Source organism: Xanthobacter nonsaccharivorans (assembly GCF_043194755.2).
GTDB classification, from domain to species: Bacteria; Pseudomonadota; Alphaproteobacteria; order Rhizobiales; family Xanthobacteraceae; genus Xanthobacter; species Xanthobacter autotrophicus_G.
The window spans coordinates 4,731,580-4,754,677 of record NZ_CM195526.1 but is presented as its reverse complement, the minus strand read 5'-3'; the positions used below and the strand labels follow the sequence as shown (position 1 = coordinate 4,754,677).

The 23,098-nt window shown below is 71.6% G+C and carries 22 protein-coding genes; 12 read left to right on the top strand and 10 right to left on the bottom strand.

Annotation, left to right across the window (positions count from 1 at the left end):
- Window positions 1-58: 58 nt before the first annotated feature.
- Window positions 59-1,246 (top strand): CobW family GTP-binding protein, encoded by a 1,188-nt coding sequence (locus V5F59_RS21695; RefSeq protein WP_393980883.1) that lies wholly within the window; start codon window positions 59-61, stop codon window positions 1,244-1,246.
- Window positions 1,243-1,800 (top strand): DUF924 family protein, encoded by a 558-nt coding sequence (locus tag V5F59_RS21690; RefSeq protein WP_393980885.1) that lies wholly within the window; start codon window positions 1,243-1,245, stop codon window positions 1,798-1,800. Before V5F59_RS21695 ends, V5F59_RS21690 begins: the two co-directional genes overlap by 4 nt.
- On the opposite strand, the gene V5F59_RS21685 is transcribed toward V5F59_RS21690, so the two are convergent.
- The 3 genes from V5F59_RS21685 to aptA all read right to left on the bottom strand — a co-directional run bounded on the left by V5F59_RS21685 (window position 1,790) and on the right by aptA (window position 6,223).
- Complete coding sequence (locus V5F59_RS21685; RefSeq protein ID WP_393980887.1) at window positions 1,790-3,013, bottom strand: TIGR03862 family flavoprotein; 1,224 nt, start codon at window positions 3,011-3,013, stop codon at window positions 1,790-1,792. The two genes, V5F59_RS21690 and V5F59_RS21685, sit on opposite strands and share 11 nt — an antisense overlap.
- A 108-nt stretch (window positions 3,014-3,121) precedes the next feature.
- Window positions 3,122-4,621, bottom strand: a complete 1,500-nt coding sequence (locus tag V5F59_RS21680) for a phosphomannomutase/phosphoglucomutase (RefSeq protein ID WP_393980889.1) — start codon at window positions 4,619-4,621, stop codon at window positions 3,122-3,124.
- Window positions 4,622-4,861: 240 nt separating this feature from the next.
- The gene (aptA, locus tag V5F59_RS21675; protein ID WP_393980891.1) at window positions 4,862-6,223 is read right to left on the bottom strand and encodes an omega-aminotransferase AptA; all 1,362 of its coding nucleotides are present in this window, start codon (window positions 6,221-6,223) and stop codon (window positions 4,862-4,864) included.
- A gap of 316 nt (window positions 6,224-6,539) precedes the next feature.
- On the opposite strand from aptA, the gene V5F59_RS21670 reads away from it, so the two are divergent.
- The 3 genes from V5F59_RS21670 (at window position 6,540) to V5F59_RS21660 (ending at window position 10,638) form a co-directional block, all read left to right on the top strand.
- Complete coding sequence (locus tag V5F59_RS21670; RefSeq protein ID WP_393980893.1) at window positions 6,540-8,414, top strand: tetratricopeptide repeat protein; 1,875 nt, start codon at window positions 6,540-6,542, stop codon at window positions 8,412-8,414.
- Between the two features lie 81 nt (window positions 8,415-8,495).
- Window positions 8,496-9,965, top strand: coding sequence for a sigma-54-dependent transcriptional regulator (locus tag V5F59_RS21665; protein WP_393980894.1), 1,470 nt, complete (start codon window positions 8,496-8,498; stop codon window positions 9,963-9,965).
- Window positions 9,966-10,077: 112 nt separating this feature from the next.
- Window positions 10,078-10,638, top strand: a complete 561-nt coding sequence (locus V5F59_RS21660; protein ID WP_393980896.1) for a hypothetical protein — start codon at window positions 10,078-10,080, stop codon at window positions 10,636-10,638.
- Window positions 10,639-10,668: 30 nt separating this feature from the next.
- Here the strand turns inward: V5F59_RS21660 and hslU are convergent, their stop codons facing one another.
- From hslU to V5F59_RS21645, 3 genes are all read right to left on the bottom strand, one after another.
- Complete coding sequence (hslU, locus tag V5F59_RS21655) at window positions 10,669-11,979, bottom strand: ATP-dependent protease ATPase subunit HslU (RefSeq protein WP_393980898.1); 1,311 nt, start codon at window positions 11,977-11,979, stop codon at window positions 10,669-10,671.
- A gap of 63 nt (window positions 11,980-12,042) precedes the next feature.
- Window positions 12,043-12,591, bottom strand: coding sequence for an ATP-dependent protease subunit HslV (gene hslV, locus V5F59_RS21650; RefSeq protein WP_393980899.1), 549 nt, complete (start codon window positions 12,589-12,591; stop codon window positions 12,043-12,045).
- Between the two features lie 145 nt (window positions 12,592-12,736).
- Complete coding sequence (locus V5F59_RS21645) at window positions 12,737-13,528, bottom strand: alpha/beta fold hydrolase (RefSeq protein WP_393980901.1); 792 nt, start codon at window positions 13,526-13,528, stop codon at window positions 12,737-12,739.
- A gap of 205 nt (window positions 13,529-13,733) precedes the next feature.
- Here V5F59_RS21645 and hisB point away from each other — a divergent pair, with 205 nt between their 5' ends.
- The 7 genes from hisB to coaA are packed head-to-tail and all read left to right on the top strand — an operon-like array spanning window position 13,734 to window position 18,337.
- Window positions 13,734-14,327, top strand: coding sequence for an imidazoleglycerol-phosphate dehydratase HisB (gene hisB, locus V5F59_RS21640; RefSeq protein WP_393980903.1), 594 nt, complete (start codon window positions 13,734-13,736; stop codon window positions 14,325-14,327).
- A 9-nt stretch (window positions 14,328-14,336) separates the two neighbouring features.
- Window positions 14,337-14,813, top strand: a complete 477-nt coding sequence (locus tag V5F59_RS21635; protein ID WP_393980905.1) for a DUF2628 domain-containing protein — start codon at window positions 14,337-14,339, stop codon at window positions 14,811-14,813.
- 4 nt (window positions 14,814-14,817) lie between these two features.
- Entirely contained in the window at window positions 14,818-15,465 is a 648-nt protein-coding gene (gene hisH / locus V5F59_RS21630; RefSeq protein WP_393980907.1) for an imidazole glycerol phosphate synthase subunit HisH, read from the top strand.
- On the top strand, window positions 15,453-16,190 hold the full coding sequence (gene hisA / locus V5F59_RS21625) for a 1-(5-phosphoribosyl)-5-[(5-phosphoribosylamino)methylideneamino]imidazole-4-carboxamide isomerase (RefSeq protein WP_393980909.1): 738 nt from the start codon (window positions 15,453-15,455) through the stop codon (window positions 16,188-16,190). The genes hisH and hisA overlap by 13 nt, the downstream gene beginning before the upstream one ends.
- Before the next feature lie 7 nt (window positions 16,191-16,197).
- Window positions 16,198-16,974 (top strand): imidazole glycerol phosphate synthase subunit HisF, encoded by a 777-nt coding sequence (gene hisF / locus V5F59_RS21620; RefSeq protein ID WP_393980911.1) that lies wholly within the window; start codon window positions 16,198-16,200, stop codon window positions 16,972-16,974.
- A 51-nt stretch (window positions 16,975-17,025) separates the two neighbouring features.
- The gene (locus V5F59_RS21615; RefSeq protein ID WP_393980913.1) at window positions 17,026-17,352 is read left to right on the top strand and encodes a phosphoribosyl-ATP diphosphatase; all 327 of its coding nucleotides are present in this window, start codon (window positions 17,026-17,028) and stop codon (window positions 17,350-17,352) included.
- 13 nt (window positions 17,353-17,365) lie between these two features.
- Complete coding sequence (gene coaA, locus V5F59_RS21610; protein WP_393980915.1) at window positions 17,366-18,337, top strand: type I pantothenate kinase; 972 nt, start codon at window positions 17,366-17,368, stop codon at window positions 18,335-18,337.
- Between the two features lie 273 nt (window positions 18,338-18,610).
- Here the strand turns inward: coaA and V5F59_RS21605 are convergent, their stop codons facing one another.
- The 4 genes from V5F59_RS21605 to V5F59_RS21590 all read right to left on the bottom strand — a co-directional run bounded on the left by V5F59_RS21605 (window position 18,611) and on the right by V5F59_RS21590 (window position 22,726).
- The gene (locus V5F59_RS21605; RefSeq protein ID WP_393980917.1) at window positions 18,611-19,096 is read right to left on the bottom strand and encodes a GlcG/HbpS family heme-binding protein; all 486 of its coding nucleotides are present in this window, start codon (window positions 19,094-19,096) and stop codon (window positions 18,611-18,613) included.
- A 121-nt stretch (window positions 19,097-19,217) separates the two neighbouring features.
- Window positions 19,218-19,838 (bottom strand): response regulator transcription factor, encoded by a 621-nt coding sequence (locus V5F59_RS21600; protein WP_393980919.1) that lies wholly within the window; start codon window positions 19,836-19,838, stop codon window positions 19,218-19,220.
- On the bottom strand, window positions 19,835-21,511 hold the full coding sequence (locus V5F59_RS21595; RefSeq protein ID WP_393980921.1) for a sensor histidine kinase: 1,677 nt from the start codon (window positions 21,509-21,511) through the stop codon (window positions 19,835-19,837). The genes V5F59_RS21600 and V5F59_RS21595 overlap by 4 nt, the downstream gene beginning before the upstream one ends.
- A 441-nt stretch (window positions 21,512-21,952) precedes the next feature.
- A complete protein-coding gene (locus V5F59_RS21590) occupies window positions 21,953-22,726 on the bottom strand; it encodes an SGNH/GDSL hydrolase family protein (protein WP_393980923.1) in 774 nt (257 codons plus the stop codon).
- Window positions 22,727-23,098 lie beyond the last annotated feature (372 nt).

The window sequence follows — 23,098 nt, the reverse complement described above, 5'->3', positions numbered from 1 at the left end:
TAGAGGCAGGGGGAAGCAAGGCTTCGGCCTCCCTGAAGCCCCCTCTGGAGCATCCGCCATGACGGGTCCCCTCGCGGGCGCAGTGCCCCAAGCGGCGTCGGACACGCCCGCGCCAGCGGAGCCGGCCCCGCGCCGCGGCCCGCCCGAGCCCATCCCGGTCACGGTGCTCACCGGCTTCCTTGGTGCCGGCAAGACCACCCTGCTCAACGCCCTGCTCGCCGATCCGGCGCTTGCCGACACCGCCGTGCTCATCAACGAGTTCGGCGAGGTGGGCCTCGACCATCTGTTCGTGCGGCCGGTGGAGGAGGGCATCGTGATGCTCTCCTCCGGCTGCCTGTGCTGCACCGTGCGCGGCGATCTCGTCGCGGCGCTGGAGGATCTGCTGCGCGGGCGCGACAACGACCGCCTGCCGCCGTTCGCCCGGGTCATCATCGAGACCACCGGCCTCGCCGATCCGGCGCCGGTGATCCATACGCTGATGACCCACCCCTATCTCGGCCTGCGCTACCGGCTCGACGGGCTGGTCTGCGTGGTGGATGCGGTGAATGCGGACACGACCCTCGACCAGCATGAGGAAGCGGTGAAGCAGGCGGCCATGGCCGACCGGCTGGTGCTGACCAAGACCGACCTTTTGACCACCGACGCGGAGCGCGCGGCGCTCGGCGCCCTGAAGGTGCGGCTGAAGCGCCTCGCCCCGGCCGCCCGGCTGGTGGATGCGGCGGCGGGGGAGGCGGATGCCGCCACCCTGCTCGGCGCCGGCCTCTACGACCCGAAGACCAAGACACCGGACGTCGCCCGCTGGCTCGCCGCCGAAGCGGTGGCCGCGGCCGAGGGCGAGCCGGACGGCGCGGGGCAGGACCCCAACCGCCACGATTCTCGCATCCGCGCCTTCACCCTCGCCACCGACGCGGCCATCCCGGCCGGGACGCTGGACCTGTTCCTGGAGCTGCTGCGCGCCACCCATGGCGGCAACGTGCTGCGCATGAAGGGCATCGTGAAGGTGGCGGAGGAGCCGGATGCGCCCATCGTGCTCCACGCCGTGCAGCATGTGATGCACCCGCCCGCCCGCCTGCCCGCCTGGCCGGACGACGACCACCGCACGCGCCTCGTGATGATCGTGCGCGACCTCGACCCCAAGGTCATCGCCCGCCTGTTCAACGCCTTCCTCGGCGTGCCGCAGCTGGACACGCCGGATCGCGCGGCGCTCACCGACAATCCGCTGGCCCCGCCGGGGCTGCCGCGATGACCCTTGCGGTGAGGACGCCGCAGGAGGTCGTCGCCTTCTGGCTGTCCGCCGGCCGGGAGAAATGGTTCGGCGGCGGCGCCGCCTTCGATGAGGAGGTGCGGGCGGCGCTGCTCCCGGCCCATGAGGCGGCCGCCTGCGGCGCGCTGGACGCGTGGGCGCAGACGCCCCTCGGCGCGCTGGCGCGGATCATCCTGCTCGACCAGGTGCCGCGGAACGTCTTCCGCGGCACGCCGTCCGCCTTCGCCAGCGATCCGCTTGCGCTGGCGGCGGCCAGTGAGGCCATCGGCAAAGGCTTCGACCGGGCGCCGGAGGTGCCGGCGGTGCTTGTCACCTTCTTCTATCTGCCCTTCATGCATGCGGAGGACCGGGCGGCGCAGGCACGCTGCGTCGCGCTCTACCGGGCGCTGGGGCATGAGGAGGGCATCGCCTATGCCCTGCTGCACCAGGAGGCCATCGACCGCTTCGGCCGCTTTCCCCATCGCAACCCCATCCTCGGCCGCGCCATGACGGCGGAGGAGCAGGCCTTTCTCGACGCCGGCGGCTTTACAGGCTGAGGCGCGCCTTCATGCCCTCGGCGGCGGCGCGGCCGGTGGCGAAGCAGGCCTGAAGCAGGTAGCCGCCGGTGGGGGCCTCCCAATCCAGCATCTCCCCCGCCGCGAAGACCGGGGGCAGGTGGGGGGGAAGGCCGGTGAGCGCGAAGTCCGGGGCGACGCCCCGCCAGGCGATGCCGCCGGCGGTGGAGATGGCGCGTTCCAGCCCGGCATGGCCGGTCGCCTCCAGCGGCAGGCTCTTGATGAGGCCGGCGAGGGCCTCAGCCTCCGGCCGGGCCGGGCCCGTCACCTCGCGCACGAGGTTGGCGGCGACCGGGGCAAGGCCGCCGTTCTTCGCCAGCACGGTGGAATAGGAGGCCTTGGCCGGGGCGGCGGCGAGCCTGGCGGCGAGGGCCTTGAGGTCCACATCCGGGCGCAGGTCCAGATGCAGGGTGACGGCGCGATGGCTGAGCGCCCGCCGGAGGTCGGCGGACAGGGCGTAGACGACGCCACCCTCCAGCCCCGTGGCCGTCACCACCGCCTCGCCGCGCACCACGCTCTTGCCGAACCGCAGGGCGATGCGCTTTAGGGGCGTTCCGGCAAAGCGGCTGCGGAACACCTCCGACCAGCCGATGGTCACCCCCATGTTGGAGGGCGCCAGCGCATTCACCGGGACCCCGACGCCGCGCAGCACCTCCACCCAGTCCCCGTCCGCGCCGAGGCGCGGCCAGGAGGCGCCGCCCAGGGCGAGCAGCACCGCATCGGCCGCGATCTCGCGGGCGCCGTCGGGCGTGTCGAAGGCGAGGGCGCCCGCCGGCGTCCAGCCCCGGAAGGCGTGGCGCGGGTGCAGGCTGACGCCCTGCGCCGCAAGCCGGGCGAGCCAGGCGCGCAGCAGGGGCGAGGCCTTGAAGCTCATGGGAAACACCCGCCCGCTGGAGCCGACGAAGGTCTCTTCCCCCAGCCCCAGGGCCCAGTCGCGCAAGGCCTGCGGCGGGAAGGCCGTGAGCGCGGGGGCGAGGCGCTCGGCCGCCGCGCCGTAGCGGGTGAGGAAGCGCGGCAGCGGCTCCGAATGAGTGAGGTTGAGCCCGCCGCGCCCCGCCATCAGGAACTTGCGGGCGGCGGTGGGCATGCGGTCATAGACCGCCACGCGGGCGCCGGCCGCGGAAAGCACCTCCGCCGCCGCGAGGCCCGCCGGGCCGGCGCCGACGATGGCGATGAAGGGGGAGGGCTTTGTCAATCTGGCTCCGCATCCGCAGGAAAACGAAAGCCCTCCCCCGCGTGCGGGGAAGGGCCGGGACCTGGCAAGGCCGGCGCCGGGCCGGCGGAGGAAAGGCGGCCGCCTGCCTCAGATGGTCTGGTTGTAGGCGCCCACCTCGGGGTGGGTGCGCAGCACGGCGTCCACCTCCTTGAACATCTCGCGCATGCGCGCCTCGGAGACCGGGCTTTCCACCACCACCACCAGCTCGGGCTTGTTGGAGGAGGCACGCACCAGGCCCCAGGAGCCGTCCTCGCAGGTGACGCGCACGCCGTTCACCGTCACGAGGTCGCGGATCTTCTGGCCGGTGACGAGGGCGCCCTTGGCGGCCAGCTCCTCGTAATGCTTCACCACCTGGGCGACGATGCCGTACTTGGCCTCGTCCGCGCAGTGGGGCGACATGGTGGGCGAGGACCAGGTCTTCGGCAGCGCCTCGCGCAGCTCGGAGAGCTTCTTGCCCGGGTTGCGGTCCAGCATGTCGAGCACGGCGATGGCCGAGACGAGGCCGTCGTCATAGCCGCGGCCCACCGGCTTGTTGAAGAAATAGTGGCCGCTCTTCTCGAAGCCCACCAGCGCCCCGGTCTCGTTGACCCGGCGCTTCATGTAGGAATGGCCGGTCTTCCAGTAGTCCGCCTTCACGCCGAGCTTGATGAGCTCGGGATCGGTGGCGAACAGTCCGGTGGACTTCACGTCCACCACGAAGGTGGCGTTGGGGTGGATCTTGGCGAGGTCGCGGGCGAGCAGCACGCCCACCTTGTCGGCGAAGATCTCCTCGCCGGTGTCGTCCACCACGCCGCAGCGGTCGCCATCGCCGTCGAAGCCCAGCGCCACGTCCGCGCCGTGCTCCAGCACCGCGTCCCGCATGGCATGGAGCATCTCCATGTCCTCGGGGTTCGGATTGTACTTGGGGAAGGTGTGGTCGAGCTCGGTGTCCAGCGGGATCACCTGCGCGCCCAGCGCCTCCAGGATGCGCGGCGCGAAGGCGCCGGCGGTGCCGTTGCCGCAGGCGGCGATGACCTTGATGGGGTGCTTCAGCTTCGGCCGGTTGGTGAGGTCCTTGATGTAGACGTCCGGGAAATTCTCCACGAACACGTAGGACCCGCCGCCCCTGAGATCAAACTTAGCCGACAGAACGATTTCCTTGAGCCGGCTCATTTCGTCCGGCCCGAAGGTGAGCGGGCGGTTGACGCCCATCTTCACGCCGGTCCAGCCGTTGTCGTTGTGGGAGGCGGTCACCATGGCCACCGCCGGCACGTCGAGGGCGAACTGGGCGAAATAGGCCATGGGCGACATGGCGAGGCCGATGTCGTGCACCTTGATGCCGGCGGCCATGAGGCCGGAGACCAGCGCCAGCTTGATGGAGGAGGAATAGGAGCGGAAGTCGTGGCCGGTGACGATCTCCGGCCTGATGCCCATCTCGTGCATCAGCGTGCCGAGCCCCATGCCCAGCGCCTGCACGCCCATCAGGTTGATTTCCTTCTGGAACAGCCAGCGGGCGTCATATTCCCGGAAGCCGGTCGGCTTCACCATGGGCTCGGATTCGTAAGCGTAGGTGTTGGGCGTCAGAACCGGCTTCGGCGTGGGGAACATGAGGGCAGCCTCGGAGATATTTCGCAGGTGCGAGATAGCATGAATCGTCAGGTGAACGAACTCATGGGCGGGTGAATGTTGCCCCACCCCGCGACGGAAATGTGAAGGCGGAACGGCAGGTTATCGGCGCCCGCCGGGCCTTTTCCAGTCCGTCCCCGGCGTCGGGGCGGAGATGGAGGTAGCAGACCGCCATGGCGGAGGTCCGCGGCGCCGGGTGCGTGGCGCCGCGGACCGCCTGGTTCAGGCCACCTTCTCGATGACGCGGCCGAGCTTGTCCACCAGCTCGCCCACCTGCTCCCTGGAGATGATGAGCGGCGGCGTCACCACCAGCGTGTCGCCGGCGATGCGCATCATCAGGCCTTCCTCGTGGAACGCCTTCTCCAGCGCCTCGTAGCCGCGCAGGCCGGGGGCGCCGTCCTTGGGGGCGAGGTCCACGGCGCCGGTGATGCCGACCGTGCGGATGTCCTGCACGCCGGGCTTGTCCTTCAGGCTCATGACCGCGTCGGCGAAGAAGGGCTCCAGCGCGCGGGCGTGGGTGAAGGTGTTCTCCTGCGCATAGAGGTCCAGCGTCGCGAGGCCGGCGGCGCAGGCGAGCGGGTGGGCGGAGTAGGTGTAGCCGTGGAACAGCTCCACCACGTGCTCCGGCCCCTTCATGAAGGCATCGTGGATGTGCTTGCGCACCAGCACGCCGCCCATGGGCACGGCGCCGGCGGTGATGCCCTTGGCGAAGGTGATCATGTCCGGCAGGACGCCGTAGCGCTCGGCGGCGAAGGCGTAGCCGAGGCGGCCGTAGCCGGTGATGACCTCGTCGAAGATGAGCAGGATGCCGTACTTGTCGCAGATCTCGCGCAGCCGCTTGAGATATCCCTTGGGCGCCGGCAGCACGCCGGTGGATCCGCCCATGGGCTCGACGATCACCGCGGCGATGGTGGAGGCGTCGTGCAGCGCGACGATGCGCTCCAGCTCGTCGGCGAAGTGCGCGCCGTAGTCCGGCTCGCCCTTGGTGAAGGCCTGGTTCTCGCGGTCGTAGGTGGCGCGCAGGTGGTCGACGCCCACCAGCATGCCGCCGAAGGTGCGCCGGTTGGAGACGATGCCGCCCACCGAGATGCCGCCGAAGCCGACGCCGTGATAGGCGCGCTCGCGGCCGATGAAGCGGGTGCGGGTGCCGGCGCCGGTGGTCTGGTGATAGGCGAGGGCGATCTTCAGCGCCGTGTCCACCGCCTCGGAGCCGGAGTTGCAGAAGAACACGTGGTCGAGGTCGCCCGGGGCGAGGGCGGCGATGCGGCTCGCCAGCCGGAAGGCGTTGGGGTGGCCATACTGGAAGGTGGGGCCGAAATCGAGGTCGGCGGCCGCCTGGCGGATGGCCTCGACGATCGGCTCGCGGTTATGGCCGGGGTTCACGCACCACAGGCCGGCGCAGCCGTCGAGGATCGGCCGGCCCTCGGGGGTGTAATAGTACATGTCCTTGGCGCGGGAGACGAGGCGGGGTCGCTTCTTGAAGGAGCGGTTGGATGTGAACGGCATCCAGAAGGCTTCGAGATCATTCGGCGCTGCCTCGCCGTGGGAAACCGAACCGTCCGAATTCAGATCATCCAGAGCCATGATGGATACTCTCCCTGCGGCCGCAGATGCGCACTTTGCCATCGTTCGGCCTCGCGGCTGGGGAAGCTAGCAGCGCGGCGGCGTCCTGGGAACAGTGCCGCTGGGCACAAGCACCCTGTGCGCATCGGCCTCCGGCGTCACGGCGATGGTGAAAGCGCCGGGGAACTTTAGTAGAGATGCGCCGCCGCTTGCCGGTCGGCGCGGAGGGCGGACGGGAGAGGTGTGCCCGGAGGCGGCCGCGCGTGCCGGCCCGGCCTCTTGCGCAAGCATGGCTTCTGACCCACAAAGGTCACTGACCATGCGTAAGGATGGTATATTGGTAGAGATTGTCCCCGAGGCGCGCGGCGACGCCGCTCCAGAGGCTGACGCCCCTCTCCCGCTCGCCGACGCGGCAGCGGCGGAGGCGGAGCGCGCGCGACAGATTCGCGCGGCGCTTGAGCGCGTGCTCGCCTCTCCGGACTTCAGCGCCTCGCCGCGGCTCGCCGCCTTCCTGCGCTTCGTGGTGGAGGCCACCCTCGAAGGCCGGGCCGAGGAGATCAAGGGCTATACCATCGCGGTGGAGGCCCTCGGCCGGCCCGCCTCGTTCGACCCCCAGGCCGACCCCATCGTGCGGGTGGAGGCGACCCGCCTGCGCCGCGCGCTGGAGCGCTATTATTCCACCCAGGGCACCGCCGACCCGGTCGTCATCGACATTCCCAAGGGCGGCTACGTGCCCCTGTTCCTGCCCCGCGGGGAAGGGACGGCGGAGGACACGGCCGCCGACGAGGCCGCCCCGCCCTCGCCGCAGGGGGAGGAGGCCGCCGTTCCGGTGCCGGCCGTCCTGCCGCCGGCGCGGCACTTTCCCTGGCGGGGGGTCGCGGGGGCGGTGCTGGCGGTCGTGGTCGCCGGCGCGGCCCTGTTCGGCCTGCCGTTCGAGGGGCAGAAGGTGCCGCAGCGGGAAATCTTCATCGCCGACGCCATCCGCCTGCCCATCGTCGAGGTCCGCCCCATCGAGGCCGCCGGCACCGCCAGCCTGCCCGCCGGCGAGCTGAAGGCGATCGAGGAGCGCATGCGCGACGCCTTCGCCCGCTTCGATTTCGTGGATGTGAAGGCGGCCGGGGTCTCCACCCCCGAGAGCGTGGTGGCGGAGGCCTGCAACGGGCCGCAGTCGCGCTCGGTCTTCTCCCTCGCCGCCCTGGCGGAAGGCCGGAGCGATAGCTCCTTCTCGCTGGTGGTGCGCCTCACCGACCGGTGCGACGGCTCCATCGTCTGGTCGGCCGCCCTCGACGGGCTCCAGCAGGGCCCCGGCATCGCCGACAGCGAGCGGCGGGTGGTGCACGAGATCGCCGCCGCCATCATGGAGACCTACGGGGTCATCCCCGTCCGGGCGCGGGCGCAGGCGCTCGCCAAGGCGCCGGGCTCGGGCTTCGGCTGCGTCGCCGGCGCCCTCTCCATGCTGCGGCAGGAAGCCCAGCAGGCGCAGCGCGCCGCGGCCGCGCAGGCCTGCCTGGCCGACCTCGCCAAGCGCAACCCGGACTTCGCCCTGGGCCATGCGGTGGCCGCCATGACCACGCTCTACACGCTGATGCGCGAGGGCACGTATGCCGCCGCCTCCGACGAAGTGGTGGAAGGCGTGCTGGACCTCGCCGAGCGGGCCGTGGACCTCGCCCCCGCCAGCGCCTATGCGGCGCGCACCCTCGCCCTGGTGCAGATGTTCGCGGGCGAGCCGGAGGAGGCGCTCGCCACCGCCCAGAAGGCGCTGGAGCTGAACCCGCTCGATTTCGACGTGGCGGCCATGGTGGCCTCCGTCTACATCGGCGCCGGCAAGGTCGACGAGGGCGAGGCGCTGCTGCAGAAGGCCCGGCGCGAGGGCGCCGTGCGCACGCCGCTGCAGGACGCCTTCCTGGGCTTTGCCGCCTTCCTGCGCGAGGACATGGCCGCGGCCCAGGCCCTGGTGCCGCAGCTCGCCTTGCATCCGGGCTTCGAGAACAAGCTGGCGCTGGCCCTCACCCTGCACGCGCTCGGCCGCACCGCCGAGGAGCACGAGGCGGTGGCGAACCTTGTCCGCCACCTGCCCGACGGGGCGCAGGGGGTGCGCCAGATGGTGCGCCGGCTGATCCCCTCCGAGCCGCATGCGCAAAAGGCGCTGGCCGCCCTGGAGGCCGCCGGCCTCTCCCGCGAGGCCATCGCCGGCAAGCCGCCGCGGGGGTAGGGGCGGCGGGCCCGGCGCAAGGGTTCCTTTACCTTGTTCGCGAAAGATCGCGGGGATGATTTCCTCCCTGCGATTCATGCCATGACCGGTCTCCCCTCGGGTTCTTTCACGGCCGGACGGCCGGAGCGCCATACCTGCATCCTCGTCTGCGACGCCGATCCCTCCGTCCGCCAGATGCTGCGCGGGGCGCTCGCCCGGCGCGAGGCCCTGCATGTGCTGGAGGCGGACACGCTGGAGGCGGCCCTCGCCGTGCTGCAGCGCTGCGCCTCCGCCCTGGTGGCTGTGGGGCCGGGGGAGGGCCGGGCGGTGACGCGCCTGCGCGCCGCCGGCTTCGAGGGCACGCTGGTGGTGGCGCTTGCCGAGGGCTCGGTGGGCGACGTGGTGGCCGCCATGCGGGCCGGCGCCGACGACGTGGTGCAGAAGCCGCTGAAGCCGGAGGATGTGGTGGACCGCCTGCTCGCGGCCACCTCCGCCCGCCGCCCCGAGCGCCGCGGCGGGGCCCTGCGGCCGGCCACGCGGCATGCCGGGGATTTCTGCGGCTTCCTCGGCCGCTCGGCGGCCATGGCGGCGCTCTATGACGGGATCGCGCGGGTGGCGGCCTCCCGCGCGCCGGTGTTCATCGCCGGCGAGAGCGGGGCCGGCAAGTCCCTGGCCGCCGGGGCGGTGCACGCCTCCTCGCCGCGCCATGACGGGCCGTTCCTCACCCTCGACTGCCGCGCCCTCAGCCGCGACGCGCTGGAGGCGGAGCTGTTCGGCGAGGGGGTGTTCCGCGCCGGCATCGCCGAGCGCGCCTCCGGCGGCACCCTCCTGCTGGACGAGATCTGCGACGTGGACCTGGAGTTGCAGGCCAAGCTGCTCGGCTTCCTGGAGACCGGCCGCCTGCGCCGCGGCGGCGACGGGGAGGACCGGGAGGCGGATGTCCGCCTCGTCTGCACCACCGGCCGGGACCCGCTGGAGGAGGTGCGCGCCGGGCGGCTGCGGGAGGACCTGTTCTATCGCCTGCACGTGCTGCACCTGAGCATCCCGCCGCTCCGGGCGCGGGGCGACGACGTGCTGCTGCTGGCCGAGGCCTTCCTCGCCCGCGTGGCGGGGGAGGAGGGCCGTCCCCTGCCGCGCCTCGGGCCCGAGGCGGTGGCGGCGCTGCGCGTCCGCGGCTTCCGCGGCAACGTGCGGGAATTGCAGAACCTGATGCGGCGGGCCGCCGTCCTCGCCGACGGGCCGGTGGTGCCGGCCCATCTCGTCGGCGAGGCCGGGCTGGAGGCGGCGGATGCCCCTGCCGCGCCGGCGCCTTCGCCCGGCGGGGCGAGCCTGCCCGGGACCGGCATGTGGCTGGGCCTGCCCGCCGGCTGGAGCCCCCCGGCGCGGGTGGAGCCGCTCTCCGTGGTGGAGCGGCGGGCCATCGAGGCGGCCATTGCCGCCTATGACGGAAACATCGCCCTGGCCGCGGCGGCGCTCGACCTCAGTCCCTCCACGCTCTACCGCAAGAAGCTGGCCTGGCAGGAGGGCGGGCAGGACGGCGGCGGCGAGGCGGAGGGCCGGCGCCTCTCCTGAGGCGCCTTCTCCTGCGTGCGCTTCCCTGCTTGCGCTTCCTCTGCGCGCTTCCCTGCGCGCGAACGACAGCTTGTGGTAGAAGGAGGGGCGTCAGCCACTTCCGGAGCCCGGCATGCAGTGGACGTTTCCTGAAGATGCCCGCCGCCGACCGCGGGGGGTGACGGCCGCCTTCCGATCACCTTTCCGCAAGGCGCTCCTGGCTGCCGCGATGCTGCTCGCCGCCGGCCCGGCGCACGCCGGCTCCTGGCGGCTGAACCCGGGGGACAGCGGGCCGAGCCTCGTCTTCGGCGCCGACGATGCGGAGGAGGACGTGAGCTTCATCGCCCAGTGCGGCAAGGGGCGGATCGAGGTGACCTACCCCGCGCCGGACCGCGCCAGCATCAAGGCCGGGGAGGAGAAGGCCTGCGACGGCCTGCGCCCCTGCCGCGAGAAGCTGCCGGCCACCCTGCTGGTGGACGGCAAGGCGACCGAGGTGGTGGCGACGGCCCAGCCGGAGGAGATGTACGGCGGTTACGAGATCCATTTCGCCCTCGACCCGCGCGCGCCCTTCTGGGCCTCGGTCAAGACGGGGCAGAGCCTGTCGCTGAAGATCGACGGCGCGGCGGGGGAGCGGCTGCCCCTGAAGGGCTCGAAGCTCCCCGTCACCAGCTTCCTCGCCGCCTGCGGGAAATGAGCGGGCGGCGGCCGCCGGCGGTGCGGCGCCTCAGAGGATGAAGCGGCTGAGGTCGGCGTTCTTCGCCAGGTCGGCGACGCGGGAGCGGACATATTCGGCGTCCACCACCACGGTCTCGCCGGAGCGGTCGGGGGCGGAGAAGGAGAGGTCGTCCAGCACCCGCTCGATCACCGTCTGGAGCCGGCGGGCGCCGATGTTCTCCACGTTGGAATTCACCTCCACCGCCGCATCGGCGATGGCCTCCACCGCGTCGGCGGTGATGGTGAGGGCGACGCCCTCGGTGGCCATCAGCGCCACCGACTGCTTGACGAGGCTGGCCTCGGTCTCGGTGAGGATGCGCACGAAGTCGGAGCGGGTCAGCGCCTCCAGCTCCACGCGGATGGGCAGGCGGCCCTGGAGCTCCGGCAGGAGGTCCGAGGGCTTCGACACGTGGAACGCGCCGGAGGCGATGAACAGGATGTGGTCGGTCTTCACCGGCCCGTGCTTGGTGGAGACGGTGGTGCCCTCGATGAGGGGCAGGAGGTCGCGCTGCACGCCTTCCCGTGACACGTCGGCCCCCGAGCGGCCCTCGCGGCCGGCGATCTTGTCGATCTCGTCCAGGAAGACGATGCCGTTGTTCTCCACCGCGTGGATCGCCTCCTGGGTGATGGCGTCCTGGTCGATGAGCTTGTCCGCCTCCTCGGTGAGGAGGAGGGGGTGGGCTTCCTTGACGGTCACGCGGCGGGGCTTGGTGCGGCCGCCGAAGGCCTTGCCCAGCATGTCGCCGAGCGAGATGGCGCCCATCTGCGCCCCCGGCATGCCGGGGATCTCGAACATGGGCATGCCCTGGCCGCCGCCGGCCTGCACCTCCACCTCCACTTCCTTGTCGTCCAGCTCGCCGGCGCGCAGGCGCTTGCGGAAGGCGTCGCGGGTGGCGGGGGAGGCGGTGGCGCCCACCAAAGCATCGAGCACGCGGTTCTCGGCGGCGAGGTGCGCCTTGGCCTGCACGTCCTTGCGCTTCACCTCGCGCACCAGGCCGATGCCCACCTCCACCAGGTCGCGCACGATCTGCTCCACGTCGCGGCCCACATAGCCCACCTCGGTGAACTTGGTGGCCTCCACCTTCAGGAAGGGGGCGCCGGCGAGGCGGGCGAGGCGGCGGGAGATTTCGGTCTTGCCCACGCCGGTGGGGCCGATCATGAGGATGTTCTTGGGCAGCACCTCCTCGCGCAGCTTGTCGTCCAGCTTGAGGCGGCGCCAGCGGTTGCGCAGGGCGATGGCCACCGCCCTCTTCGCCTTGGCCTGGCCGACGATGTGGCGGTCCAGCTCGGAGACGATCTCGCGGGGGGAAAAGTCGCTCATGAAGGCATGCTCACGAAGATCCGGGGGGCGGTGGGCAGGCGCGCGGGCGCGCCGGGACGGCGGTCAGGAGCCGATGCTTTCCACGACGATGTTGCGGTTGGTGTAGACGCAGATGTCGGCGGCGATCTCCAGCGACCGGCGCACGATGGCCTCCGGGTCCTCCTCGCGGTCGAGCAGGGCGCGGGCGGCGGCGAGGGCGAACATGCCGCCCGAGCCGATGCCGGCCACCCCCGCGTCCGGCTCCAGCACGTCGCCGGTGCCGGTGAGCACCAGGGAGACCGAGGCGTCGGCGACGATCATCATGGCTTCCAGCCGGCGCAGGTAGCGGTCGGTGCGCCAGTCCTTGGCGAGCTCCACGGCCGCGCGCTGGAGCTGGCCCGGATACTGGTCCAGCTTGGCCTCCAGCCGCTCGAACAAAGTGAAGGCATCCGCCGTCGCGCCGGCGAAGCCGCCGATCACGTCGCCCTTGCCGAGCCGGCGCACCTTGCGCGCATTGGCCTTCAGCACGGTCTGGCCGAGCGTGACCTGCCCGTCGCCGGCGATGGCGACGCGGTTGCCCTTGCGGACCGAGACGATGGTGGTGCCGTAGATGGTATCCGGGGAATGCTGCATGAAAAGCTCCGCTCCGGCCTTACTTAGGCGGTTCCGGCGCGGACGCAACTCGTGCGGATCAATCCCCCGTCAAACCTCGATCCCGGAAGCCGACGCCGCGCGCCAGGGGCAGCGCGGCGCCGGCCGTGGACCGGGGCCGATCGCCTCAGCTGGCGTTCAGGAAGGCGCGCACCGAGGTGGCGAAATTCTGCGGTGCCTCCACCATGGGGCAATGGCCGCTGTCGAGGATCTCGTCCAGCGCCGCGCCGTGAATGGCGCTGGCGATCTCCCGCACCAGCGCCGGGGAGAACAGGCGGTCGTCGTCGCTGAACAGCACGAAGGTGGGGGCCGAGATGGCGCCGATGCGCTTCAGCGTGTCCGCCTTGTCGCACACGTCGAGCTGGCGCAGGAAGGCGTCTTTCTCCTGGCAGAGGCCGGCGTCCAGCGCCTGCTGCACCGAGGCGAGCAGGGGCACCGACTTCAGCGTGCGCATGCCCAGCACGAAGGAGTTGAGCACGGCGCCGAAGGTCAGCTCGTTGTCGAGCTGGAGGCGCAGCTCCTTGAAGAGACGGAAGATCTCGGAGGTGTAGAGGTCGTTGCGGGCCCAGGTGTTGGAGAGCACCAGGCGGTTCACCCGCTGGGGCGCCATGAGCGCCAGTTCCTGGGCGATGACGCCGCCCATGGAATGGCCGAGCACGTGGGCCGTCTGGATGCCTGCCGCATCCAGCACCGCCAGCGCGTCCCGCGCCATGTCGGCGGCGGCGTAGGGGGTGCTGGCCCGCCCGCTCTTGCCGATGTCGCGATTGTCGAACTCGACGAGAGTGAAGCCGGCGAACAGCGGCCGCGCGAGGTTCCAGAAGGTGCGCTCCGCCGACAGGCCGGAGATGATGAGCAGGGGCGGGCCCTCTCCGGTCACCTGGTAGGCGAGTTCCAGCCCGTCGTTCGTCGTCGTCGGCATGCGGTGGTCTCCGGCTCCGGTGAAGCTGTCTATGCCATATTTGCTGCAAAGCGGCGACAGACGGTGGCACTGCGGCGAATACCACCATGGGATACCGTTTCCGCCGGTGCCAACGCACCGCATCCCGCCGCGGCGGGCGTCATCGCTTCGCCATATGGCAATGCAGCGTCGTTGCTGATAGAAGCCGCGGTCTTGGAGGAGTTCCATGCGCAAGGCTGAAATCGTCCGCGAGACCAAGGAGACGAAGGTTGCCCTCACCGTCGACCTCGACGGCACGGGCAAGGCTGCCATCTCCACCGGCATCGGGTTTCTCGACCACATGCTGGACCTGCTCGCGCGCCATGCCCGCTTCGACCTCTCGGTGAAGGCGGACGGCGACCTGCACGTGGACTTCCACCACACCACCGAGGACGTGGGCATCGTGCTCGGCCAGGCGGTGCGCAAGGCGCTCGGCGACATGCGCGGCATCACCCGCTATGCCGACGTGCACCTGCCCATGGACGAGACGCTGACCCGCGTCGCCCTCGACATTTCCGGCCGGCCGTTCCTCGTCTTCCGCACCGAGTTCGCGGTGCCGAAGATCGGCGAATTCGACACCGAGCTGGTGCGCGAGTTCTTCCAGGCCTTCGCCTCCAGCGCCGGAGTGACGCTGCACGTGGAGACGCTCTACGGCGTCAACGCCCACCACATTGCGGAAAGCTGCTTCAAGGGCCTCGCCCGCGTGCTCCGGCAGGCGGTGGCGGTGGACCCGGCGACGGCGGGGGAGATCCCCTCCACCAAGGGCGCCCTCGGGAACTAGGAGCCGGCGATGGGCATCTGGACGGTTCTGGCCCGGGAAAATCCCGGCGACACGGCGGAGGCGGCCGCAAGCCGCGTGGTGTTCGTGCGCGAGAAATTCTCGTGGGCGACGCTTTTCTTCGCGCCTTTCGTGCTGCTGCGCTTCGGCCTGTGGCTGCCGTTCGCCGCCTATGTGGCGGTGTCGGTCATCCTCGGCGTCGCGGAAAGCTCGGGCGTCGCCGGCGCGGTGACGAGCGTCGTCTTCTTCGGCTTCCACCTGCTGCTCGCCTTCGAGCTGCCGGCGCTGCGCCTGCGCAAGCTCGGCCGCAAGGGCTTCAACGAGGTGGGGGTGGTCATCGCGCCCGACCGGGAGGAGGCCGAATACCGCTTCTTCTCCGAGTGGACGGGCCCGCGCCCCGCCCCGCACATTCCCCCCATCCGTCCGCTGGCGCCCGCCGCCCGGCCGATGGGCCAGCCCGGCGTCATCGGCGCCTTCCCGGGAGCCTGAGGCGATGACGGTCGCCATCATCGACTACAATTCCGGCAACCTGCACTCCGCCGCCAAGGCCATGGAGCGCGCCGCGCTCGACCTCGGCGCGGAGAAGGTCGTCGTCACCAGCGATCCCGACGTGGTGCGCGCCGCCGACCGCATCGTGCTGCCCGGCGTCGGCGCCTTCGCCGACTGCCGCGCCGGCCTCGATGCCGTGCCCGGCATGGTGGAGGCCATGACCGAGGCGGTGAAGACGAAGGGCCGGCCCTTCCTCGGCATCTGCGTCGGCCTGCAGCTGCTGGCCGAGCGCGGGCTGGAGCATGGCGAGACCGCGGGCCTCGGCTGGATCCGCGGCGAGGTGGACCGCATCGCCCCCAACGATCCCGCCCTGAAGATCCCCCACATGGGCTGGAACACGCTGGAGGTGGCGCGCGAGCATCCGCTGCTCGCCGGCATCCATACCGGGGCAGGCGGGCTCAACGCCTATTTCGTCCATTCCTACCACCTGAAGCCCGCCGACGGCATCGACCTCGTGGCCACCACCGATTATGGCGGCACCATCACCGCCATGGTGGCCCGCGAGAACGTGGCCGGCACCCAGTTCCATCCCGAGAAGAGCCAGAAGCTCGGCCTCGCGCTCCTCGGCAATTTCCTGAAGTGGCATCCGTGATCCTCTTTCCGGCCATCGACCTCAAGGACGGCCTCGCCGTGCGCCTCGAACAGGGCGACATGGCGCGGGCCACCGTGTTCAACCGCGACCCCGCCGCCCAGGCGGCCGAGTTCGAGACCCTCGGCTTCCGCTACCTGCATCTCGTGGACCTGGACGGCGCCTTCGCCGGCAAGCCGGTGAACGCGGCGGCGGTGGAGCGCATCCTGGAGAGCGTCTCCGTTCCGGTGCAGCTCGGCGGCGGCATCCGCGACATGCGCACCGTGGACGGCTGGCTGGAGAAGGGCGTCACCCGCGTCATTCTCGGCACCGCGGCGGTGCGCGACCCCGAGTTCGTGAAACAGGCGGCCAAGGCCCATCCCGGCCGCATCGCCGTGGGCCTCGATGCCCGCGACGGGCGGGTGGCGGTGGAAGGCTGGGCCGAGACCTCCGAGCTCGCCGCCGTGGACATCGCCAAACGGTTCGAGGATGCGGGCGTCACCGCCATCATCTACACGGACATCGCCCGCGACGGCCTGTTGAAGGGCCTGAACCTCGAGGCCACCGTGGCGCTTGCCGAGGCGGTCAGCCTGCCGGTGATCGCCTCCGGGGGGCTTGCCTCCATCGCCGACATCGAGGCGCTGCTGGAGCCCCGCGCGGCGAAGCTGGAGGGCGCCATCACCGGCCGCGCCCTCTACGACGGGCGGCTCGACCCCCGCGCGGCGCTGGCGCTGGTGGCCGGACGATAGGTGTGCCATGCTGAAGGTCCGCGTCATCCCCTGTCTCGACGTGAAGGACGGCCGCGTGGTGAAGGGCGTCCAATTCGTGGATCTGCGCGACGCCGGTGATCCGGTGGAGGCCGCGCGCGCCTATGACGCCGCCGGGGCCGACGAGCTCACCTTCCTCGACATCACCGCCAGCCACGAGAACCGCGGCACCATCCTCGACGTGGTCCAGCGCACCGCCGAGCAGTGCTTCATGCCGCTCACGGTGGGCGGCGGCGTGCGCACGGTGGACGATGTGCGTACCCTGCTGCACGCGGGCGCCGACAAGGTGTCCATCAACACCGCCGCCGTGAACCGCCGCGCCTTCGTGGGCGAGGCGGCCGAGAAGTTCGGCGAGCAGTGCATCGTGGTGGCCATCGACGCCAAGAAGGTGTCGGGCCCGGGCGAGGCCGACCGCTGGGAGATCTTCACCCATGGCGGCCGCAAGCCCACCGGCATCGACGCCATCCAGTACGCCCGCGAGGTGGTGGACCTCGGCGCCGGCGAGATCCTTCTGACCTCCATGGATCGCGACGGCACCGGCAAGGGCTTCGACTGCGCCCTCACCCGCGCGGTTTCGGACGCCGTGCACGTGCCGGTGATCGCTTCCGGCGGGGTCGGCACGCTGGATCACCTGGTGGATGGCATCCGCGAGGGCGGGGCCTCCGCGGTGCTGGCGGCGTCCATCTTCCATTTCGGCACCTTCACCATCCGCGAGGCGAAGGAATGCCTCGCGGAGGCGGGCCTTCCGGTGCGGCTGGATGTCTGAGCCGCGCCGCTCCTTCCCTTCCCTCCAGAGCGTGGACCCGGGGCCGACTTAATGAGCGATAGCTTCACCCTCGCCGATCTCGAAGCCATCGTCGCCCGGCGCGCGTCGGCGGATGCGGGCGCGTCCTACACCCGTTCCCTGCTCGACAAGGGCATCGGCAAATGCGCCCAGAAGCTGGGCGAGGAGGCGGTGGAGACGGTGATCGCGGCCATCTCCGGCGACAAGGATGCGGTCGTCGCCGAGGCGAGCGACCTCCTCTATCATCTCCTCGTGGTGCTCAAGGCGCGCGGCGTGGAGCTGAAGGACATCCATCAAGAGCTCGCCCGCCGCACCGGCCAGTCCGGCCTTGCGGAAAAGGCGTCGCGGCAGCACGGCTGAGAAGAGGGCTTCCATGGATCGCCCCATCGACCACGGTCTCTCGCCGTATCGCGCCTTCTCCCGCAACGAGTGGGCGCAGCTGCGGCGCGACACGCCCATGACGCTGCGGCCGGACGAGATCACCCGGCTGGAGGGCCTCGGCGTCCACCTCTCCATCAAGGAGGTGGAGGAGATCTACCTGCCGCTCTCGCGCCTGCTCTCGCTCTACGTGGCGGCGACGCAGAAGCTGTTCCGCGCCATGAGCCACTTCCTCGACGCCCGCGACGCCGAGGCCAACGGCGAGGGCAAGATGCCCTACATCATCGGCGTGGCGGGCTCGGTGGCGGTGGGCAAGTCCACCACCGCCCGCGTGCTGCAGGCGCTGCTCGCCCGCTGGCCCAACACGCCCAAGGTGGACCTCGTGACCACCGACGGCTTCCTGCTCCCCAACGCCATCCTCGAGCGCGAGGGGCTGATGGAGAAGAAGGGCTTTCCCGAAAGCTACGACCTGTCGCTGCTGCTGCGCTTCCTCACCGACATCAAGGCCGGGCGACGGCCGGTGCGCGCGCCGCTCTACTCGCATTTCTTCTATGACGTGATGCCGGACCAGTATGTGGAGATCGACCGGCCGGACATCCTCATCGTCGAAGGGCTGAACGTGCTGCAGACCACCCGTCCCCCCAAGGACGGCAAGGCCATTCCCTTCGTGTCCGACTTCTTCGATTTCTCGGTCTATATCGACGGGGACGAGGACGTGATCGAGCGCTGGTACGTGGAGCGCTTCATGCGGCTGAGGTCCACCGCCTTCACCGATCCGCTTTCCTACTTCCACCGCTATTCCAAGCTGACCGAGGACGAGGCGAAGGCTACCGCCTTGTCCATCTGGCGGCGGATCAACCTGCCGAACCTCCAGGACAACATCCTGCCCACCCGCCAGCGCGCCAACCTCATCCTGAGCAAGGCGGGCGACCACGAGGTGGCCGAGGTCAAGCTGCGGCGGCTGTAATGCCACCGGCCCGGTCTTCCACCGGAGCCGAGCGGGTCGCTGAGGCGCCGCGCGGGCCTGGCCAAAGGCCCGTGAGGTGACGCTCACGGGCCTTTGATCTGAGGGCACCGGCAGGGCGGGGGCGCTGCCGGTGCCCCCGGGAACGCGCCGGCCGGCTTGCGGGCAGGCTGGCCGAAATGAACGTTCCCGGCCTCGTCACCGGAGCCGGACCGCGGGTGCCCGCCGCTCCGCCTCCAGCCGTGAGCCTTCAGAACGCGCGCGGATGCGCGGCGCTCACTTCAGCTGGGCTTCCACCTTGGCGAGGGCGGCGGCGGCGCAGGCTTCGTCGAGGTTCGGGGCCGGCGCGCCGCCGATGCCCACGGCGCCGATGGTCTCGCCGCCCACCTTCACCGGCACGCCGCCGCCCAGCACCAGGAAGCCGTCGATGGCGACGAGCTGCGCCAGGGCCGGGTTCTTCTGCACGTTCTCCGCGACGGCGCCGGTGGGCGCGCGGGTGGAGGCGGAGGTGAAGGCCTTGCGCCGGGCGGCATCCACCGTGTGGGGGCCGGCATTGTCGGCGCGCAGCGCGACGCGCAGCACGCCGGCCCGGTCCACCACCGCCACCGAGACGTTGTAGCCCTGGGCCGCGCAGGCGGCGATGCTCTCGCGGGCGATGTCGAGGGCGAGGCCGAGCGGCATGTTCTTCTCCTGAAGAACCTGCGCGGAGGTCCCGCTCATGAGGGCGAGGGTCGCCGCGGCGGCGAGAACAAGGCGCTTCATCGTCTGTCCCTGGGTGTTGTTCTTGTGGATGCTCCAGCAATAGGCGCCCGCCGCGCGGTGCAGAATCCGCGATGCCACACAGGGGTATAGGTAGGCCTACCGAGCCGCAGGCGCCCGCGCCTTACCCCTGTGGCCTGCGGGGCAGGCCGCCGGGGGCGTGCTCCAGCGCCATCCGCACCAGGTCGGCCACCGAGGAGGTGCCGAGCTTCTCGGAGATGTTGGCGCGGTGGGCGTCGATGGTGCGGGGGGAGACGCCGAGGGCTGCGGCGATCTCCTTGCTGGCCCAGCCGCGGCAGACCATGTCCAGCACCTCCCGCTCGCGGTCGGTGAGGGTGGACAGGAGATTGTGGGTCTCGTGCCGCTCCAGCAGGGTCTCCAGGGCGCGGCCGGCGGCCTGCACCGCCTCCAGCAGCACCTGCTCGTCCACCGGCTTGGTCAGGAAGTCCACCACTCCGGCCTTGAAGGCGCGGCGGCAGGCGTTCACGTCGCCATGGCCGGTGATCATCACGGTGGGCCAGTCGATGCCGCGGGCGGCCAGCGCCTCCTTCAGCTGGATGCCGCTGATGTGCGGCATGCGCAGGTCCACCAGCAGGCAGCCGGGACGGGCCGGGTCCACGCGGGCGAGGAAGGCGGCGGGATCGGCGAAGGTCTCCACCGTCATGGAATAGGTGGAGAGCAGCAGCGCCAGCGCCTCGCGCACGGCGGCATCGTCGTCCACCAGATAGATGCGCATCCCCTTCATTGCGCCGCCTGCCGCCGCGCCGGGGCCGCCGGCAGGACCACGGTGAAGGTGGCGCCTTCGCCCGGCCGGCCCGTCGGCGCGATGCGCCCGCCCACCCGTTCCAGCAAGGTGGCGCACAGGGACAGGCCGAGGCCCATGCCGCCGTGCTTGGTGGTGAAGAAGGGCTCGAACAGGCGGCCGGTGACCTCGGGCGGGATGCCCGGCCCGGTGTCGCTCACATCGATCTCCGGCCCCAGCCGGCCGGCGCGGGTGCGGATGGTGATGGTCCGCTCCGGCCCGCCCGGGGCGGCGAGGGCATCGGCGGCGTTGCGCACGAGGTTGTGGAGCACCTGCTCCATCTCGATGGGGTTCACCACCGCCTCGGGCAAGGTGCCGTCCAGCTCGGTGACGAGCCGGATTCCCTGCTCGGCGAGGCCGGCGCGGGCGAGGGCCGCCACGTCGGCCACCACGGCGTTGAGGTCGGTGGGCGCGCGCTCCACCGGGCGGTTGGAGATGTATTCGCGCATGCGGGCGAGGATGTCGCCGGCGCGCCGCGCCTCGCGCACATTGGCCTGGAGCGCGTCCGACAGGCGGGGATCGCCGCCGGGCGCCGCGAGCCGCACCGCCGCCTGGCTCTGGCTGAGCAGCGCGGTGAGCGGCTGGGTCAGCTCGTGGGCGATGCCGGAGGCGAGCTCGCCCAGCGAGTTCACCCGCGAGGCGTGGGCGAGCCGCGTTTCCCGCTCCAGGAGGGCGCTGCGCTCCTCGGCGAGGCGCACCGCATCCCGCGAGCGCCGCGCCTCCCGCCGCTGGCGCAGCGCATAGGCGAGGGCAAGCAGGCCCACCAGCGCGAGCCCCGCGACGGCGAGGAGCGGGCGGGGCGCCAGCACGTCGGCGAGCACCAGCCGGCGCTCCAGCTCCAGTCGCAGGGGCTGGTTCTGGCTCGCCACGGTGCGGGTGAAGGTGAGCTGCCGGCTCCAGCCGGCGCCGTCGGCGGCCGCGTCTTCCCTGGCGGCGCTGTCCACGAGGAGATGATCGTCCAAAGAGAGCTTCACCGCCGCCGAGGCCGGACGTTCCTCCGCCTCCACCAGCAAGGCGGGGTCGATCTCCACGATCATCGCCAGCGGGCGGGCGGAGGCGCCGGTGCGCTTGCCGAGGAAATAGCGCCGGGGCGCCGCGGGGTCCGGGACCGGGTTCCGGGCCGCGTCCGGGGTCGCGCCTTGGGCCGCATCCTGGGCCGCATCCACATAGGCCCGGGCCTCGCCGGGGCGCTGGGCGAACACCGCCGGCGCGAAGGCCGGCACCGGCCGCGCCGCATCGGAGGTGCTCATCACCGTCTCGATGGCGCCGGAGGGCGTCTGCTCCAGCACCCGGATGGAGGTGATGCGCGGGTAGAAGCGCATGATGGAGAGCGCCACCAGCCGCAGCGCCTCGCGCGGGGGCGGGTCGGCGACCTGCACCAGGGCGGCGAGGCTGGTGAGGTGGGCATCGTGCTGGGCGACGCGCTGGGAGATGACGCGGTGGAGGGCGGTGCCGGCCGCATCCAGCGCCTCTTCCGCCCGCTCGTATGCGGTGCGCAGGGAGACGGCGGCGAAGGCGGAGACCCCTCCGATCCACAGGGCGAGGAACAGGCCGGCCATGCGCCAGCCGCGCGCCGCCTCGCGCCGGCCGGACGCCGGGGCGGCGGGCGCAGCCACCGTGTCGCCGGCGCGCGCGGCGGAGCCCGGGCTGGCCGCGCCCGCCTGTAGCCGTGAATCTGCGCGTGCGCGTTCCACCCGTCCGCCGCCCTTCGCCGGCCCGCGTCGCGGACCGTTCCCGGTTTCAAGGCCCGCCGGCCCGGAGGTGGCGGCGCCTTTGCTTCAGACTAGAGCGCGATCCGATCATATGGAACCGCCGAGCGGCTCTCTGAACGTGAAGGAGCAGAACGCGTTATCCGATCTGATCGCGGTGCGGTCAGATCGGGGCGTGCCCTGGTGCCAGGGGCGAGGCGTCGGCATCCGCAGGGACCGGATGGGGGTGAGGGGGCGCATCAACGGGGAATAGGGGGCATCGGCTGTTGGTTCGCGCCTGCGCGCCATCTCGGCGAAACGCGTGCGATACCGGCCACGCGGCACCGGCAAGGACCCGGACCGCGGCTGTCAGGCGCGGCCGCCGCCCGGCATCGCGCAGGCGGCGGCGGAGAGGCGGTCGCGCCACTGGGCGGCACCGGCGGGGGTGGGGTGCAGGCCATCGCTGGTCAACACCTCCGGCGGCGCCGGCACCACCCGCGCTTGGGTCTCGGCGGCGATCTGCCGGATGGCGGCGTTGGCACCGGCGATGAAGCCCGTGTCGAGCTTGCGCATCATGCGGGAGAGGCGCGGATCGGCCGGGTTGATCTCCACCAGCACCAGGTCGCGCCCGGCATAGAGGGAGACGAGGGCGCGATAGTCGGCGATCCAGCTTTCGAGGTCCTTGTGGCGGGGCCAGGCATCGTTGACGCCGACCGCCACCACCACCCGCCGGGTCTCGGCGAGGCGGGCGGAATAATCCGGCGCATCGCCGAGGAGATCGGCGATGCGGTCGCCGGGCACGGCAGCGTTGAACACCGTCTCGCCGCACAGCTGGGTGGGGGCGGCCTGGTAGGTGATGCTGTCGCCCACCATCAGCACCGGCGCATGGGCGAAATTGGAGCGGATCTTCGCCTCCAGCCGCACCCGGTCCCGGAGCGAGATGTCATGGGTCGCCACCGGCACGGCGAGCGCCACGGCGGCCACGGCCAGCCACCAAAGGGGAAGACGCGGCAACGGCCGGACTGCGGCGAGGCCGATGGCGCGGCACGCGGCCTCGAGGTCGATGCTCCTGCGGCGCGCGCCGCCCAGCCGAAGGTCCGGCTGCGACCCGGAGGCGGCGGACGTCGGTTCACGGGTGTGCATCGTCGTCGTCTCCTGCAGGCGAAGAGGTGGCGGGGTCCCCGGAGAGGGAGCGGGTGACGGAGGACCCCGCCCGGACGCGAGGTGAGGCCCCGGTCCGTTCCTGGGCATTGTCCCGGCCGCCATGTCGGCAATAGGTCCCGGGGGTACCGATTGTTTGCCGCCGCGTGTCCGAATGTTTCGCGGGCCCGCCCTTCCTGGGGCGGGTTGCATGGCCGGCGGCCTGCGCGCGACCGGACGGCGGGGAGGACAGCGGCAGGGGTATCGCGGCACGTCCGGGAACGGGGGCCGGCGGCGCGGATCGCCCGGCGCGGGCGGAAGGGGGAGCCGCGGGCGGGTGATATCTGTCGATGGTATTAAAGTAATGACGCCGGG

Excerpts from the sequence above, each read along its gene's own strand:
- V5F59_RS21615 (WP_393980913.1), top strand. The coding sequence starts at position 17,026 with ATGAGCGATAGCTTCACCCTCGCCGATCTCGAAGCCATCGTCGCCCGG.
- hslU (WP_393980898.1), bottom strand. The coding sequence starts at position 11,979 with ATGAGCGACTTTTCCCCCCGCGAGATCGTCTCCGAGCTGGACCGCCAC.
- V5F59_RS21690 (WP_393980885.1), top strand. The coding sequence starts at position 1,243 with ATGACCCTTGCGGTGAGGACGCCGCAGGAGGTCGTCGCCTTCTGGCTG.
- V5F59_RS21665 (WP_393980894.1), top strand. The coding sequence starts at position 8,496 with ATGACCGGTCTCCCCTCGGGTTCTTTCACGGCCGGACGGCCGGAGCGC.
- V5F59_RS21635 (WP_393980905.1), top strand. The coding sequence starts at position 14,337 with ATGGGCATCTGGACGGTTCTGGCCCGGGAAAATCCCGGCGACACGGCG.
- hslV (WP_393980899.1), bottom strand. The coding sequence starts at position 12,591 with ATGCAGCATTCCCCGGATACCATCTACGGCACCACCATCGTCTCGGTC.
- V5F59_RS21645 (WP_393980901.1), bottom strand. The coding sequence starts at position 13,528 with ATGCCGACGACGACGAACGACGGGCTGGAACTCGCCTACCAGGTGACC.
- hisH (WP_393980907.1), top strand. The coding sequence starts at position 14,818 with ATGACGGTCGCCATCATCGACTACAATTCCGGCAACCTGCACTCCGCC.
- V5F59_RS21660 (WP_393980896.1), top strand. The coding sequence starts at position 10,078 with ATGCAGTGGACGTTTCCTGAAGATGCCCGCCGCCGACCGCGGGGGGTG.
- V5F59_RS21605 (WP_393980917.1), bottom strand. The coding sequence starts at position 19,096 with ATGAAGCGCCTTGTTCTCGCCGCCGCGGCGACCCTCGCCCTCATGAGC.
- aptA (WP_393980891.1), bottom strand. The coding sequence starts at position 6,223 with ATGGCTCTGGATGATCTGAATTCGGACGGTTCGGTTTCCCACGGCGAG.
- V5F59_RS21680 (WP_393980889.1), bottom strand. The coding sequence starts at position 4,621 with ATGTTCCCCACGCCGAAGCCGGTTCTGACGCCCAACACCTACGCTTAC.
- hisB (WP_393980903.1), top strand. The coding sequence starts at position 13,734 with ATGCGCAAGGCTGAAATCGTCCGCGAGACCAAGGAGACGAAGGTTGCC.
- hisF (WP_393980911.1), top strand. The coding sequence starts at position 16,198 with ATGCTGAAGGTCCGCGTCATCCCCTGTCTCGACGTGAAGGACGGCCGC.
- V5F59_RS21695 (WP_393980883.1), top strand. The coding sequence starts at position 59 with ATGACGGGTCCCCTCGCGGGCGCAGTGCCCCAAGCGGCGTCGGACACG.
- V5F59_RS21600 (WP_393980919.1), bottom strand. The coding sequence starts at position 19,838 with ATGAAGGGGATGCGCATCTATCTGGTGGACGACGATGCCGCCGTGCGC.
- coaA (WP_393980915.1), top strand. The coding sequence starts at position 17,366 with ATGGATCGCCCCATCGACCACGGTCTCTCGCCGTATCGCGCCTTCTCC.
- V5F59_RS21590 (WP_393980923.1), bottom strand. The coding sequence starts at position 22,726 with ATGCACACCCGTGAACCGACGTCCGCCGCCTCCGGGTCGCAGCCGGAC.